The following is a 15,133-nucleotide window of genomic DNA, read 5'->3' as shown; positions in this document are numbered from 1 at the left end:
GCACTTTCAGTGCAGAGAGTGGTTTAGTTATATCATGTATTGGTTGAATGATTAACTACTTTATAGTAGTAGTCATTATTTTGGCTAGTTTTTTCCAATCTAAAGTCTTTATATATTTTATCATTTATAACTTTAATTGAATTTGTACAGAATGTTTCTTGGGATTTATATGAACCTCAAAACATTCCTAGAAGAGTATATCTAGATAAAAAGTTAATTACCCAAAGGTCTAATCTACTCTTTAAAAAATCAATACTTGTTTTGTAATACATAACAATATAACTTTAACTGTCTTTCAACAATCTAACAGCAAACTATTTTTTGAAAGAAGTTGGAAGTAGTTTTCACTTATAGGAAAATACAAAATACCATGGTGTTTATTTGTGAAATTTATGGGGTAAATGCTATTTTTTTTATTTAATGTTAGCAAGTAAAAGAAATGAAGGATATAAAAAGATACTTGACTGAACCCAACCTACCTTGGAAAAGAGGACCTTATATTGGTGGTGCTGGATTATTTGCTTGTGGATGGACAGAAGACAATAAAGTTTTCATGTTGTTCCCAGACTATTATGTAATTGGAAATACGCTAACAGGTGAAAGGGAAAAAGTGATAGAAGATGACAAATTAATAGAACGCCTTTCCAAAGACAATCTTGAATTTGATTTAAAAGAAAGTAACCAAAAAATTAAAGTCTTTGGATTAAGAGGTGGAAACGGAAACCATTATACAACAGACAGGTGGATTTTGACTGAAATATTGATGGACTCTCAAGAGAAAATATTCGGAATAACTGATTACAAGTATTTTGGACGTTCAGAACAAGTTTTTTGGAGAAATTATGACCTAATAAATCTCGAGAATCTTGAATATGGACAATGGTGTGGATTCTCTCCCAATGAAAAGAGTTTTGGAATATTTGGTTCGGGAGGCGTAGAAATATTTAATAGAGAATAAAACGAATTGCTAACACCATGTAAAAATGCATAAAACGCATTTTGCACTCAATGTTATGCTTAAGAATAATATGATTTTATCTAATGAAGGATTTGAGATAGGAGATTTTATAATTCCCTCTTTTAAACTTAATGAAGGGGAAATAATTCGTTTATGTTTATATGGAGGCTCTCACTTTTTTCCATTAGTAGACGAGCTTACCAAAATATTTATGGGTATAAATCCAAGTCCTCGTGTAAAACTATTTCAAAAAATAGCATTTGCAGAACATATTTATCCTCATGGATTTAAAGAATATTTTTATCCACTAACCATAGAACGATATCTGAAACAGAATGGACAAGCTAATTTTGAAGATTTAAAATTATTTTCTGGATTAGATTATATAACTGCTAATACTAAGATTGCAACTCTTCCTGGTAATCAAAGAAAATGGTTATCGATTGTATCAAAATTATCTTTAACCAAGAATATTATTTTTGATTTAGTAGGGCAAGATCCAATGGGAGCTACTACAACATTAAAGGTTATTAAATCTCTTTTAGATCAAGGGTATTCTGCGATATTTCTAGATAATTTTGATGATCTAGAAATGAAATTTGATCGAGAGTACTATATAAAAGAAAAATAAGCACATCAAGGGGCATAGTTCGCTGGCAGCTGCGTTGTGCTAGATTATAGAAAAAAACTTTTACTCTAAAATATATTGATAGTGAATAAAAAATTAACTTTTGATCAGGTTTTGGAGAAACTTGAAAAAACTGCAGATCATACCTTAACTGAAGAATTTGTAAGGACAATTAAAAATGGAGATATTCTTTTCAATCCAGGAATTATTCAAGAAAAGAAGAAGTTGGCAAGTCTTTACAAATTGCGGGTTAACATGAAAAAAGAATTACAAAAGGATAAGTTTTCAAAAGAGGAACTCGACAATTGGAATTCTGCTGTACACGTACTCGATGAATATGAATGTCAATTTGCAAACCTGAATATAATCATCGCGGACGATAAAGTATATTTTCTGTTTTGGGACAACAAAAAAGTGAAATTAATATCTAGTTTTTGGCTGAATAAAGAAAAGTCTCTCAACGAATCTGTAAAAAATAATGATATTACTATTGAGGAAAGTTATTCAGTTAGCTTTATTAAATATTCTAAAGCTAAAAAGGTTTAAGACTGGAAATAAGTAGACGAAAAAAACACAAAAATATCTAATCTTCATCCATAGGGCCATAGCCATTACAGTACCTTTATTTTTACCTCATACTATAAATTAATGATCATTCTAACCGCTTATCAAGTAGACGAACTTTGTATTTTTATAGAAAATCAATTAGAGAAGAACAATTGTGATCATAGCTTAAAACATTCAACTGAATGGGCTATCAAAAATGGGATCGACATTGATGATTTTCATGATTTACTGGCAGAACATGGAGGCAATTGTGATTGTGAAGTAATCATGAATCTACCAGAAAATTGTGATATTTCAATAGAGGAGAAACGTATTGAAAAAAGTTATTTAAACCCATATCAAATTCCTGAAAAGTATGTAGTTAAAGAGGATAAGACGTATACTAAAGTTTTATTTTCAGATAGGAATTATTCTTATCATAATTACTTGAAAAGTGATGACATATTAATACCCGCTATTTATGGAGAGAAGACTAAAAAAAGAATAAGGTCCAATGTTCATTTTTTTAAAAGTATAAAATCAGGGTTACCTACAGAACTAGGGTTTGTCAAGGAATTTGAGGAAATAACAGCAAAAAAGTTCTCAGAAATGGTTAAATCAGAAAACCCTGAGAATAAAGAATTTTCAGAGAAAGTGGCAGATTATTATTTATCATCAATAGAAAAAATTGCTATTAATAAACCTATGGGCATTTATTACTCAGAACATAATGATTTGGGAGGCAAGAGGATAAAATTAAAGATACATAAAGTTATAATTAAGAATTAAACAAAGGCCAATAAATAGAGACTTGTACTTGAAAGCTTGATATAATGGAATTATAGATAAATCAGTAGAAATGAAAGTATAAATATTAAGCTCTGATTGAATAATTGTTCTTGTTGAAAAACTCCAAAGTAGTGAATGGAAGAGGTGTGTCTAATCGAATCAATTTTAATCAAAATGCTCTCAAGCTTTTCTACTCTCTAAAAAATCAATATTTGTTTTGTAATACATAAAAATGTAAATTGAATTGTCTTTCAACAATCTAACAGCAAACTATTTTTTTGAAAGAAGTTGGAAGTAGTTTTCACTAATAGATAAATACCATGGTGTTTATTCATGAAATTTTTAAAGTGGATTTGAAACAAAGTCTTGATAAATGGTAGAATATAAACCAAGACATAGATTCGGAAAAACCAAGTTGGAAAAAATTTGTAGACATTTTAAAAGTAGCCTCTCTCTATGAGTAGTAGATATCCAAATCCATGGAACTTTTCTAATACTGACAAGAATTTGATCTCTAAAGATGGAAAGTATAGAATTGAATATGGAGAAATGTATGAGATTGCAATGGGAGCTCCATTGTGTGCAGAATGTTTCTTACTTGACAGTAAGAGTAATAAGAAAATTAAAGTTTGTGATTGGGCTGGTGGATCGGCGGTTTGGGATGAAAGTATTATGCGTGTGGTACTCCCTATCTGGACAAAAAATAGATCTCAACAAATAAGAGTTATAGACATTGACAACAATAAAATATTGACCTTTTCCAAAGTATTTAGAGTTTTAGAGATAGTCGGGATTGAAGGAGATATTGTCTACGGTGTTGATAGTCCGATTAATAAGACAAGAAAACTAGAGTTTGACCTGAGAAAGGAAAAAATTAGCTCTGAGATTGAATTAATATCAGGCTACAACAATGGCTCAAACGTAATGACGGGTGATTCGGTAAATGAAACAATAAATCAAAAAAAGAACTTTTGGGCAAGGTTGAAAAATTGGTGGTCTTAAATCTGCCACTACGTTTGACTCTAGCGATGTATGTCATATGGTGTTTATTCATGAAATTTAAAGTGGTAAACGCTATTGTTTTTATTTAATGTTATGTGTAATTAATAATATGTATCGAAAATCATTTCCAAAATGTGAAGTTCGAGGCGACAGAAGCCCATCAAAGAAGAAGCAAATTATGGCATCAATTTCTGCTTTGCCGAATAAATGTTTGAGTTGTGAATTCCTATTTGAAGGAGAATGTTTAAGAGCAGAAGAATTAACTGAAAACTACTTAAGATTGGACTATGGTAGTTGTGGTATCGAAGGCAATACTGAACCTAGAGCAATTAAAGTGTCAAAAACTGGTATTGAAATTTTCGTACCTAATAAATGTATTGATTGTGAATTTCTTATTTACAGTAGAATATGGGGGTATGTTTGTAGTAAAGATCAAGAAATATGGGGAGATGGATTTCGTGATTTAGACTGGGGAGATTGGCAACCAAAATTCCCGAATGTTGGATTAAGGAAATATGGAAGAGATGATTTGAATTTAGGCAATGTTACAATAACCAATAAAGTCTTTCAACTTATTTTAGAAGGCCATAAAACAAAAGCTTTGAAACTCTATAAAGACTTAAATAACATCTCTACAATTAAAGAAGCTAGAGAAGATATTGAGCAAATAGAAATAAAATTAAAAAAAGCACAAAAAAAGGTGTAATTGACCATAACTTTCAACTGCTTCGTCACTGGCAATTACACGGAACGTTATTTCTAATAAAATGAAATCACAAGTTGAAGAACATATAATACAAGGCTCTGAAGAATGGGGTAATTAAGACAGTAGTTGAAAAGGCAGACCATAAATTTTTAATAGGAGAATTTAGTCAAGCACTTGAACTGTTTTTGATTCACTCAATTCAATTTTAAATGACAACATTGAGTTAGTTAATTTTCAGATAGACTATATTGACCAAAATAGTTTAGTACTTGAAATGCCTACCAACAAACTGACTTTTCAAAGACAGGAAAACTAATCCACAACATTTATATCTTATCAAATAGGGTGCTATTTACCATCATTGAAAAATGGAAAGGTTATCGTTTTCTACTACCCTACTTGTCAAATACTAAAGTAAACTATAAGTAAGTAAAATGATTTACCATACATCAAATAAAATAACTTCTAGCATCAACTTGTGGAGAGTTGACAATAACACTTTTAGAATTCTATCTTATGATAAGCTAACAAACCTAATGACTGGTTCGGACTATACGATTGTCAATGAAAAACTAGTTGCTGCCTTTGAGGATCTTCTTGCAGATGAAATTGAAATAAGACCGATTAAAATTGTTCGAAAGGCTACGGGTGAAGCGTGGGATGGATTTCATGTGTTGATTATCAAAGAACATATTAACCCTGATAAGATAAAAATCACTGACGAAAACGAAAGAAGTGTGTGGCAATATAACCATCATCTTTTTGTTTCTGAAAGTATGAAAAACAAACTCGAATTTGAATTTAACGCAAAACTTGAATTCTCTGAAGGCTTCAGTCACTCTGGGTAGATATGCATGCATTTTACGAAAGAAGGCTGATTCATTTTATAAAAATGAGGTTGGATCAAAGTTTGAGTTGTGACAAAAAGGAGTTTTGCACATTCAGAAAAATTTAAAACTGTATATCGTGAGAAAAATTATTTTGACTTTAGCACTATTGTGTCCTTTTATTTTCAAAGCACAAACTATTGAAAAATCTAAAATTATTGGCGTTTGGAAAGTGGTGGATGGTAAAGCTTCAATGCAAAATCTTCCTCAAGAGGCAGTTCAAATGATGCCTATGCTGATTGATAGTTTTAAAGAATCAGAATGGACATTTGAGGACAATGGAACATTTCGCCTTAAGTTTAATGGTAATCTATCACCAATGTTGGAAGACATGAAATTTTTAGATAATAAACTATGGAAAATTAGTGATTCTCAGAAAATAAGAATTGGTACCAAAGAAGACAACTATAACCACCTTGTACTTTCTGTACAACAATTAGATGCTGTTATGGTAATCTATTTTAGCGATGTTCCGATTTCTTTATCTCTTAAAAAAGTTTAGATAAGTAGATTTTTATATTATTGATGTTTGAGGGGTGGAAATGGAATTTAGAAACGGAATTTTATAAAGCAATTGAATTCTCTATGAGAATGTTTATAAGCGTACCTAATCTAAAGCATAAACTATAAAAATAGAATGAGGAGTTTTATTATCATATTACTTTTAAGTTATCTATTCAAAATGATAACTGTGCAAGCTCAAGACTTTTCGGACAAAAATCTTTATGGAAAGTTAAATAATGGACTACCAAAACGTACAACTTCTGTTGAAATAAAGCATAAAGATGTAGTAATAGGAGTAGGAAACGTTGCCGTAAGTAAACATGGAGTCAGTAATCTAAGAGTGGGGTATTGGAAAGAATACTCTGAAAATGGGACTTTAAAAATGGAGGGGAATTACAAGTTAAGCTCTTATATCAACTGTGGTATAGTAGGTCATGTTTCCATTTTCTATTATTATCGAGACGGTTTATGGAAAATATATGATGATCAAGGGAAATTAAAATATGAATTAACTTTTTCTCCATCTGAATTTCATATTAATACGTCATGTGAAGGAGGAGACAGATTACTTTTTGGAATAGTAAAGCAAATACCTTTAAAATATTGGGGTCAGTTAACCAGTCAAGAATTATTTCAATTACAGCAATTAAAAATAACAGACGATAGCTTTGGTCCTCGAACTTGGGTACCATTAAATGGAGAAATTTTTATAGAGCCTTAATTATCGTCATTACAACTTCTAGTAAGCAAGGAATTATTCAAAGCAATCTCACTTATTCATCATAAAAAATGACAGAGAACGAATTATTCGATCAATTAAGAAGGAGAACTGCGATGTATATTGGTCATGCAAGTCCTACTCATTTGAGCTCATTTTTATTTGGGTCCTACTTTTCTAAAATGGATGAAGAAATAAAGGAATAAGAACCAAAATTTGAAGGTTTTCATGATTGGGTCGCTAATTCATTAGGATATTCTGAATCAACTAGTGGAAGGGCGTATATGATTGAGAATCAAAGAGAGGATATGGCTCTATTTCTATTTTATGAGTTATAGGATGAATATAGAGGAATAGAACATAAGAAAATTGTGAGTCTTCTTTTTGCTTCAAGGCAAAAACGAAGAGGGAAAAACTTGAAAGTAGATTCTATAAATGCTTGCATAAAGGTCGATTAAAAGTTGACGATAATTTAGTTTACAATGTAGTAGTACTTCTAAAATCGCTTTTCCTCCCCAAACTAAAATTATAAAAGACAAAAACGGCATTAGAGTAATACATAGAATACAGCGATAAAACTTTCATCATTAAATTTTTTGAAAACATCTCTGCTATAAAGGGTTGCAACCTTTTGAAGATTGAACTATATTTAAATAAATGTAGTTCAGTCTTTTAGAGGGAGATGGACCAATTTTGAATTCCATGTTCTACCTTATTTTGGAAGTTGAAGGTGTGTAGGTTACAATATAAAGGCGTAATAATGATAAAGACATGGATTTAAACCCGAATTACGAAGCGAAAAACTTGTTATGGTATGGCTAAAAACCAAAACTTAAATAATATAAATATCACCACGCAAATACTTATCGGTTTTGCAATTGTTACTGCCTCAGCAATTATATCTATTTCAATTTCTCACAATAATTCTAAGAAAATCATTAAGAGTGCAGATTGGGTTGTGCATACGCATGAGGTACTGACTCAGCTCGGAAACATTGAGGCTTTATTGGTTGACCTAGAAACAGGACAGAGAGGCTTTTTAATTACTGGGAAATCAGAATACTTAGAACCTTTTATACATAGCAAGAGAATAATTGACAAGGAATTAAATTCTATTCGAGAACTTACGGCTGATAACTCCAGACAAACGCCTAGAATTGATTCTTTGAAAGTGACGGTGAATAAGAAAATTGAAGGACTTGATTTAACTATTCATTTAAGGAAAAAATACGGTTTTGAGGCTGCTAAAGAGGTCGTTGATAATGATATTGGAAAACTATTGATGGATACCATTCGATCACAAATTTCAGAGATTGAAAGGGAGGAGTTACTCTTATTAGCAGTAAGGAGCCCAAAACCTGAACAAATAAAAGAAACGACTTTTTCTTTGCTTGTTGGATTATTTGCATTCACCACATTAATAATCGTTGTAGTATCCTTTTTTATTTACAGAGGAATCAACAGACCTATTCGGAAACTAAAAGAAGGATTAGAACATGTTGCAAAAGGGGAGTTAGATTATAAGTTCAATATAAAATCAGGAAACGAATTTGGAATCTTATCTCGTTTTATTGAATCCATTTTGCTTGAATTGAAAGAAACGATTGTTTCAAAAAATGAGTTGGAAAGTGAAATTGTACTTCGTAAACAAATAGAAAAAGATCTTAATGAAATAAAGGTCAACCTGGAAAATAGAAATAAAGAACTCGAACAGTTTACTTATATCACATCACATGATTTACAAGAACCGATCAACTCTCTTATCTCATTTTCGGACTTATTGAATAATGAAAAAAGTAAAGTGAGCGAGGTGGGGCAAAAAAGCATTGAAGTAATTTCTGAGTCTTCTTACCGTATGAGAGACCTCATCAAAGAACTTTTAGAATATTCGCGAATAGGGAAGAGGACGGATGAGACTGAAATAGATGTTGAGGTGTTGATTTCTGATGTCAAAACGGACTTACATAGCTTAGTAGACAAAAAACAGGCAAGTGTTACCTATATTGGGGAACCCTTAAAAATAAAAGGATATAAGTTTGATCTGATAAAACTATTTCAAAACCTGATTGTAAATGCAATCAAGTATACAGAGGAACAGATTTCACCCGTTGTGACTATCAATTCAGAGGAGTATTCCGATCAATACAAATTTTCTGTCACTGATAATGGGATTGGTATTGAAGAAAATCACTTTGACAAAATCTTTAAAATCTTTCAAAGACTCCATACGCGAGATCAATATTCAGGTACAGGAATTGGACTTTCGCATTGTCAGAAAGTGGTGGAGTTACACAATGGAAAAATATGGTTGACCTCGCAAATAGGGAAGGGAAGTACTTTTTATTTTACTATTTCAAAATAGTAGGTAGTAAACTGGATTATCCTCAATTTTCAATCATTGTTTCTACAAGTTTATTAAGGCCGTCTTTCAAGCTGCTTTCCTCTTCATTTTTTTGAAACAAAAAGAAGCAAAAAATTGAAGGCTGAGAAGTCAAAAGCTAAATTTCATTTCCCTTCAAGGCCGATGAAAGTACCACCAAACGAATTAAGTAGAGAGACCTCTGGCGCGAATGTTAAGCGTTAGCGTCATTCGTGTCTTATAAATTATTAGAAATCTCCTGATTTCTGACCACTATCAATAGGTTAAAAATTAGTTTCAAGTGTCTCATTAATTATTAAATTTTGGTTTTGATAGATAAAAGCTTTTTAAGAGTCAGAATATCATTTCATATTGCACTACTATAGAAAAAATATCACCTAAGATTGACAAAATATTATTAAAAAACCTTACCTTTTATAGTGCTGTAACAAAGTGTAATCTTGACTGTCTGATGTGTCAATTTCAAAATAGAAGAACTTGATACAAATCTATTCATTACTGTTTTCGTTCCAAAAATTAATAAATAATCAGTCTTTGTGTTTAAAAAATAACGTATAATTATGACCACTTACTATATAAAATCAATAAGTGAATTACATTCTCTCTTTGGTTTTCCTGCTCCCAAACATCCACTTATCTCATTAGTTGACGCATCACAAATTCAGGTTTTAGAAAAAGATGTGGGTTCCAAAGTAATTTATGACTTCTATATGATTTCTCTAAAAGACAGGAGTTGTGGGGTAGAATATGGAAGAAATTCATTCGATTTTGATGAAGGCTTGATGGTTTTTTCTTCACCAGGTCAGGTTTATATGCCTACCAAACCATTGAAGAAAGGAGATATTCAAGGATGGATGCTTTACTTTCATCAAGATTTAATTAGGAATACCCACTTGGGAAAAATCATTTCCGACTTTACTTTCTTCAACTATGATATCGTAGAGGCACTGCACTTATCTGAAGACGAGGAGAAGACCATCAATAGTACTGTACAAAATATAGAATCAGAATATTCGCAGCGTATTGATAACCATAGTCAAAGGGTGATTGTGTCGAATTTAGAGTTATTACTTACTTACTGTTACCGATTTTATGAAAGACAATTCAACACGCGTTCTATTCAATGTAAGGGGGTAATCTCTCAATTTGAAAAAGAAATAAAGAAATATTTTAAGACAGAGAGACATTTAGATGCAGGCTTACCAAGCGTTGAACATTTTGCCGATATTGCAAATTTGTCACAACATTATTTTAGTGATTTAATTAAAAAAGAGACAGGTAGAAAACCCAAAGACCATATCAATCAATTTGTGATCGAAGAGGCAAAGAATTTATTGGTAGGAACTGAACAATCTGTAAGTGAAATAGCTTACGACTTGGGTTTTAGATATCCTCACTATTTTACTCGTTTATTTAAATCAAAAACGGGACATACTCCTATCGAATACCGTAATCTGAACTGATACTGCACTTTGTGTTATCCTTCCTGCGTTTTGTGTAAGTCTGTAGGTTGTTACTTTCCGAAATTGTGTATTAAGTAACTGAAACAGAATAAAATCCAAATACTATGACAGCACAGGACGCTTATAATAGCTTAGATCCACAGAAATGGAAAGATACCTCAATTTTTGAAAGGTTGGCATTACTCGAACAAGTTCAGCATAATTTAAAGAAGTATGCTGTAGAACTTGGTGAAGTAGATGCTAATATGAAAAATGATTTACTGGAGGAAAGCATTACCAGTATCGCAGAAGGAATGGGAACCACTGTAATGCCAATGGCTAATACTTTAATGGGAATTCATAAGCTTTATGAGTCTTTGGTTGTAGGAGAAATGCAAAGTCCTCTTTCTATCAAAGAAATTGATCAAGGTTTATTTGAAGTGGAAGTCTTTCCTATCTTTTCAAAAGACAAACTAGCTGCTGCAAAACAAAAAGGGTATCTCCACATAGAAGGGAGGCCAAAACAAACGAACCCGATGGAGAAACCTCCCGGCGTTATTGCCGTCTCTGGAGCGGGGAACTATAGCTCTTCAATTGAAATGGCTATGGCTTTATTTCTAGAAAATAAGGTGGTACTTCACAAACCCCATCAACTCAACGAAGCAACAGATGCCATTTGGGAAAAGATTTTTGCTCCATTGATAGAAGCTAAGGCAGTAGCTTTCTGTGATGCTAGTCAGGGAAGAGAAATGTCTGCTTTGGAAGGTTTGCACTCTATTTATTTTACAGGTTCTACAGGTGTGGCTCATGCCATCCAAAATGCAGCAAGTGCACCTTTAGTTTCTGAGTGTGGAGGAAATAACCCTTGTATCATAGTACCTGGTCAATGGTCAGACAAGGATATTAAGCGTCAAGCTATACAGTTAGCTTCTGTTGGGAAACTCAATGGAGGTGCAGTTTGTGGGCGACCTCAGACTATTGTGACTTCTAAGAATTGGGCACAAAGAGAACAGTTCCTTGATGAATTAAGAAAAGCACTTTCAGAAGAGACGTTTGCTTGTGGTTCACACTACCCTGGAGTTGAAAAAACCAAAGAAGCATTTTTAGAAAACCAATCTACGGCAGAGATATTAACACCTGAACATGGTGTACACAATAAAAGCGATTTTGTTCTAATTCCAAACATCTCTGAAGATGATTTCGCAGTAACGAATGAAGCTTTCTGTCAAATTTATAGTGAAATTCCATTGGATGTATCAACAGATACCGATGAATTTTTGACAAAAGCCACTGACTTCTGTAACAATAAACTATTAGGATCATTGGGTTGTATGATTTTAGTAGACAATGATACAATGAAAGCAAATGAGGCTAGAGTACATCAAGCTGTAAGAGAGTTAAATTATGGCGGTATTGCTGTCAACGATGTTCCTCCTAATATTTGGTTAAATGCTTACCTCACATGGGGTGGTTGTGAAGAAACAACAGAAGATTTTGTGTCTGGTGTCGGTAATTTTGGTAATGCATTGAATTTTGACAATATCAAAAAATCTGTAATACTAAATGATTTTAATTCAACAAGTTTTGAACTGACGAATAGAAAACGAGTTGAACATTTATTGGAAAACGCTTCTTATTTCTCCATAGATCAAAGCTGGAGGCATTTTGCTAAGCTTGCAGGGCAAATGGTCATGGATAATTTCAAAGGAAAAGACTTTCAATAATTAGATATGAGTAAGACTGCTAACAACAATAATTGTATTGCTCGTAGCAAATGCTATTGCACATATCATTTCATTTCAAAAATTACGCAAAGCCAAAGCACCTAATTCAGCGGGTGTTATGGCCTTTGTATTTATCAATGCCATAATTGCCATTTTACTTTTACAAAATGTAGATTGGGCAAAATGGCTAGCACTTATTTTTCCTTCATTGGGTGGTTTTGGGTTATTGATCACTACAATTATTAAAGGAAAAGGTACTTGGATAGATTACATAATTCTTTTGTTAGATAGTACTATTGTAGGTCTGAGTTTAAACTATCATATTTTATAACAGTAGTATAATTGTATTGCGTTGTAAACTAAGTTGCAATCTCCTGATTTCTAAGACTTAAAATACATGGAAATTTAGTTTTTAACGTTTTCATACACCTTTTTTCAAAATAGTTCTTCCATCAAAGTAAGGCTTTTCATGTTAATGGAAAGTCTTTTTTATTTTCCTCTTTTTTCAAAGCCCTATTGAGACTTCTTACAGTGACCCCTAAATAAGAAGCCATATTTTCTTTAGAGATCGAAAGGTTTTGTTCAGACTGAAGCGTCAATAACCTACTTAACGTATGCTCAATAGTGTATAATTGTTGATAAGAGGCTCTAGTGGACGTATTAATAATTCGTTCTGCAAAAACATCTAAGAGGAGGTTGTTCAGTTTGAGGTCTGTTTTGATGAGTTCAGAGAAGTAATCGATAGCAATAGCATAGGCGGTCACATCAGTGATAGCTTCAATGCTACACAGGCAGTTTCTCTTCTTTATAAATTCCACTTCACCCACAATCTCTCCTTGTCCTAAGAACTCAAAGAGGTATTCTTTATCATTATCTCCAGCAAAAAAACATTTGGTAATTCCATCTTTGATCAGAATAACTTTTGTCGGTTTTTCATCTTGCTTCAGTAGTTTTTGCCCTTTAGAATAGTGCTTTTTAATCACTTTATCCTTACGCTCTTGTTGCTGATAAAGTCCTTCTATATAAGCTAAAAATGCTTGATTTTCTCTTAACATAAATTCAGTTGGGACAAATGTCCTTTTTCAATATTTCCCTTTTGGTGACTTTTGTGACATCAAAAAAATAAAATTAAAAATGATGAAAAACAATAAACATGGGCACATGAACAGAAAGAAATGCAATCTGAATTAGAAAACTTGATTCAGTTAAATTCAATACAAGAAATCACTCATCATCTGAAATCCTAATGAAAAAAATAGTAAACATAGAAAATTGGAACCGTAAGGAACATTATCATTTCTTTTCAAAATTTTCAGAACCGTTTCATGGTATAACGGTCAAAGTAGATTGTACAAAAGCGTATGATCAAGCAAAGGAAAGAGGAGTTTCTTTTTTTCTTTATTACTTGTACAGATCCATCAAAGTTGCCAATCAAATTGTCAATTTTAGGTATAGAATTTTGGAAGGTAAAGTCTATGAATATGATTCCATAAGACCGTCATGTACGATTGGCAGGGCAGATGGCACTTTTGGTTTTTCATACATAGACTATGATAAAGAAGAAGAGTTATTCTATGAGAAAGCCAAAGTGAAAATCGATGAAGTAAAAAATTCAACCTCTCTTTTTTCAGGAGATGCAGGGGATGATGTCATTCATTTTTCGGCTATTCCATGGATCAATTTTACGAGTCTTTCTCATGCCAGAAGCTTTGAAATGGCGGATAGCGTACCTAAAATCTCATTTGGTCAATTAACAGAAGAAGGCGGAATGAAATCAATGTCTGTATCAATACATGTACATCATGCATTAGTAGATGCTTATCATGTTGGTCAGTTTATTGAGCAATTTCAAAATTTATTAAATGCTGAATAGTCTAAAAGTAAGGCATTGTCATCAAAGTAATTATATAACATTATTTAAATCGGATTTAACAATGAATACGTCTAGATTTAAATTCTTCAATCGAATTTAATTTTTTAACCATCCAAATATAATTATGCGACTTTTATTATTCTTTTCACTATTGACAATCATTTCCTGTACTAAACCATCAGAAAAAGTACAATCATCTACTTCCAGCATACCTCCAAAAAATTTAGTGGCTCTTTTAGATACCATTTGGAAAACAGAACAAACACCGATTCGTTTAAGAGATTCACTTGGAAAAGTACATGGTTATGAGTCTGTAGAGTTCCAAAAACAAAATGAAATCTATCATGAAAACCACCTCATTAATGAAGCGAAAATTCTAGCTATTTTGGATGGACAAGGGTGGCCAAGTATAAGCCTTATTGGAGAACAAGGCAATTTAACAATTTGTAATGTACTACAACATTCTGGTATTGAAGTTCGAAAAAAATACCTTCCGATGATGAAACAAGCAGTACATGAAAAAAACTTGTCTCCGAGATTATTGGCAAGAGCAGAAGATCGTTTGGCTACTGATCGTGGAGAACTTCAAATTTATGGTGGGCAGATAAAATATTATCCACAAACGAAGAGTTTTGATGTTTGGCCTATCTTTGATCCGGAAAATGTTGACCAAAGAAGAGCTGAAATTGGACTAGAACCCATTGCAGAGTTTTTAGGTAGCCGAAGAAATCCATTAGAGTGGAACTTGGAGGAGCAAATAAAGAGAACGGCAGAGTTTCAACAAGCAAAAGAGGTACTGAAACAATAATATCACTTCTGATTACCCTGTAAACGAAGTTTTTATTAATTGAACCAATTCCTTTTATGAAGGATGAGTGGAAGTGTATTGTGGTTCGTGAGGTCGTTGCAATGCAACGACCCTACAGCACTGCTTTTAGAAGATGAGTATAAAACCTTAGTCTTTTGACATGTAATC

At 32.4% G+C, this 15,133-nt stretch carries 17 protein-coding genes; 16 read left to right on the top strand and 1 reads right to left on the bottom strand.

The window, feature by feature from the left end:
• The first annotated feature begins 439 nt into the window (after positions 1-439).
• From PL77_RS28630 to PL77_RS28570, 14 genes are all read left to right on the top strand, one after another.
• Positions 440-958, top strand: coding sequence for a hypothetical protein (locus PL77_RS28630; protein ID WP_044213130.1), 519 nt, complete (start codon positions 440-442; stop codon positions 956-958).
• A gap of 25 nt (positions 959-983) precedes the next feature.
• Positions 984-1,589: a hypothetical protein gene (locus PL77_RS28625; protein WP_044213129.1), complete on the top strand. Its 606-nt coding sequence runs from the start codon at positions 984-986 to the stop codon at positions 1,587-1,589.
• Positions 1,590-1,670: 81 nt separating this feature from the next.
• Positions 1,671-2,132 carry a hypothetical protein gene (locus PL77_RS28620; protein ID WP_044213127.1) on the top strand — a complete coding sequence of 154 codons (462 nt, stop codon included), beginning with the start codon at positions 1,671-1,673 and terminating at the stop codon, positions 2,130-2,132.
• A gap of 102 nt (positions 2,133-2,234) precedes the next feature.
• Entirely contained in the window at positions 2,235-2,921 is a 687-nt protein-coding gene (locus PL77_RS28615; RefSeq protein ID WP_044213124.1) for a DUF2695 domain-containing protein, read from the top strand.
• Positions 2,922-3,377: 456 nt separating this feature from the next.
• Positions 3,378-3,923 carry a hypothetical protein gene (locus PL77_RS28610; protein WP_052444820.1) on the top strand — a complete coding sequence of 182 codons (546 nt, stop codon included), beginning with the start codon at positions 3,378-3,380 and terminating at the stop codon, positions 3,921-3,923.
• A gap of 178 nt (positions 3,924-4,101) precedes the next feature.
• Positions 4,102-4,629, top strand: a complete 528-nt coding sequence (locus tag PL77_RS31215) for a hypothetical protein (RefSeq protein WP_172665971.1) — start codon at positions 4,102-4,104, stop codon at positions 4,627-4,629.
• Positions 4,630-5,063: 434 nt separating this feature from the next.
• Positions 5,064-5,477: a hypothetical protein gene (locus PL77_RS28600; RefSeq protein WP_044213121.1), complete on the top strand. Its 414-nt coding sequence runs from the start codon at positions 5,064-5,066 to the stop codon at positions 5,475-5,477.
• A gap of 118 nt (positions 5,478-5,595) precedes the next feature.
• Complete coding sequence (locus PL77_RS28595) at positions 5,596-6,018, top strand: hypothetical protein (RefSeq protein ID WP_044213118.1); 423 nt, start codon at positions 5,596-5,598, stop codon at positions 6,016-6,018.
• 180 nt (positions 6,019-6,198) lie between these two features.
• Positions 6,199-6,741 (top strand): hypothetical protein, encoded by a 543-nt coding sequence (locus tag PL77_RS28590; RefSeq protein ID WP_044213115.1) that lies wholly within the window; start codon positions 6,199-6,201, stop codon positions 6,739-6,741.
• 68 nt (positions 6,742-6,809) lie between these two features.
• A complete protein-coding gene (locus tag PL77_RS32505; RefSeq protein ID WP_256380359.1) occupies positions 6,810-6,944 on the top strand; it encodes a hypothetical protein in 135 nt (44 codons plus the stop codon).
• A 608-nt stretch (positions 6,945-7,552) separates the two neighbouring features.
• On the top strand, positions 7,553-9,100 hold the full coding sequence (locus PL77_RS31210) for a CHASE3 domain-containing protein (RefSeq protein WP_052444818.1): 1,548 nt from the start codon (positions 7,553-7,555) through the stop codon (positions 9,098-9,100).
• Positions 9,101-9,678: 578 nt separating this feature from the next.
• Positions 9,679-10,581: an AraC family transcriptional regulator gene (locus PL77_RS28580; protein WP_044213112.1), complete on the top strand. Its 903-nt coding sequence runs from the start codon at positions 9,679-9,681 to the stop codon at positions 10,579-10,581.
• A 104-nt stretch (positions 10,582-10,685) separates the two neighbouring features.
• Positions 10,686-12,284, top strand: a complete 1,599-nt coding sequence (locus PL77_RS28575; protein ID WP_044213110.1) for an aldehyde dehydrogenase family protein — start codon at positions 10,686-10,688, stop codon at positions 12,282-12,284.
• 37 nt (positions 12,285-12,321) lie between these two features.
• Positions 12,322-12,615 carry a hypothetical protein gene (locus PL77_RS28570; RefSeq protein WP_044213108.1) on the top strand — a complete coding sequence of 98 codons (294 nt, stop codon included), beginning with the start codon at positions 12,322-12,324 and terminating at the stop codon, positions 12,613-12,615.
• A gap of 136 nt (positions 12,616-12,751) precedes the next feature.
• On the opposite strand, the gene PL77_RS28565 is transcribed toward PL77_RS28570, so the two are convergent.
• Positions 12,752-13,339 carry a Crp/Fnr family transcriptional regulator gene (locus tag PL77_RS28565; RefSeq protein ID WP_044213105.1) on the bottom strand — a complete coding sequence of 196 codons (588 nt, stop codon included), beginning with the start codon at positions 13,337-13,339 and terminating at the stop codon, positions 12,752-12,754.
• A 191-nt stretch (positions 13,340-13,530) separates the two neighbouring features.
• Between PL77_RS28565 and PL77_RS28560 the strand changes: the two genes are divergently transcribed.
• Positions 13,531-14,157: a chloramphenicol acetyltransferase gene (locus tag PL77_RS28560; RefSeq protein WP_044213102.1), complete on the top strand. Its 627-nt coding sequence runs from the start codon at positions 13,531-13,533 to the stop codon at positions 14,155-14,157.
• 124 nt (positions 14,158-14,281) lie between these two features.
• Positions 14,282-14,965, top strand: a complete 684-nt coding sequence (locus PL77_RS28555) for a DUF6624 domain-containing protein (protein WP_044213100.1) — start codon at positions 14,282-14,284, stop codon at positions 14,963-14,965.
• The last annotated feature ends 168 nt before the right edge of the window (positions 14,966-15,133 follow it).

Source organism: Flammeovirga sp. OC4 (genome assembly GCF_000812565.1).
Taxonomy (GTDB): domain Bacteria; phylum Bacteroidota; class Bacteroidia; order Cytophagales; family Flammeovirgaceae; genus Flammeovirga.
Note: the sequence above shows the minus strand (reverse complement) of the source record. Positions and strands in the feature narration are given on the sequence as shown.

Coding starts and splice junctions, on each gene's coding strand:
- PL77_RS28630 (WP_044213130.1), top strand. CDS start 440: ATGAAGGATATAAAAAGATACTTGACTGAACCCAACCTACCTTGGAAA.
- PL77_RS28625 (WP_044213129.1), top strand. CDS start 984: ATGCATAAAACGCATTTTGCACTCAATGTTATGCTTAAGAATAATATG.
- PL77_RS28615 (WP_044213124.1), top strand. CDS start 2,235: ATGATCATTCTAACCGCTTATCAAGTAGACGAACTTTGTATTTTTATA.
- PL77_RS28610 (WP_052444820.1), top strand. CDS start 3,378: ATGAGTAGTAGATATCCAAATCCATGGAACTTTTCTAATACTGACAAG.
- PL77_RS31215 (WP_172665971.1), top strand. CDS start 4,102: ATGGCATCAATTTCTGCTTTGCCGAATAAATGTTTGAGTTGTGAATTC.
- PL77_RS28600 (WP_044213121.1), top strand. CDS start 5,064: ATGATTTACCATACATCAAATAAAATAACTTCTAGCATCAACTTGTGG.
- PL77_RS28590 (WP_044213115.1), top strand. CDS start 6,199: ATGATAACTGTGCAAGCTCAAGACTTTTCGGACAAAAATCTTTATGGA.
- PL77_RS32505 (WP_256380359.1), top strand. CDS start 6,810: ATGACAGAGAACGAATTATTCGATCAATTAAGAAGGAGAACTGCGATG.
- PL77_RS31210 (WP_052444818.1), top strand. CDS start 7,553: ATGGCTAAAAACCAAAACTTAAATAATATAAATATCACCACGCAAATA.
- PL77_RS28580 (WP_044213112.1), top strand. CDS start 9,679: ATGACCACTTACTATATAAAATCAATAAGTGAATTACATTCTCTCTTT.
- PL77_RS28575 (WP_044213110.1), top strand. CDS start 10,686: ATGACAGCACAGGACGCTTATAATAGCTTAGATCCACAGAAATGGAAA.
- PL77_RS28565 (WP_044213105.1), bottom strand. CDS start 13,339: ATGTTAAGAGAAAATCAAGCATTTTTAGCTTATATAGAAGGACTTTAT.
- PL77_RS28560 (WP_044213102.1), top strand. CDS start 13,531: ATGAAAAAAATAGTAAACATAGAAAATTGGAACCGTAAGGAACATTAT.
- PL77_RS28555 (WP_044213100.1), top strand. CDS start 14,282: ATGCGACTTTTATTATTCTTTTCACTATTGACAATCATTTCCTGTACT.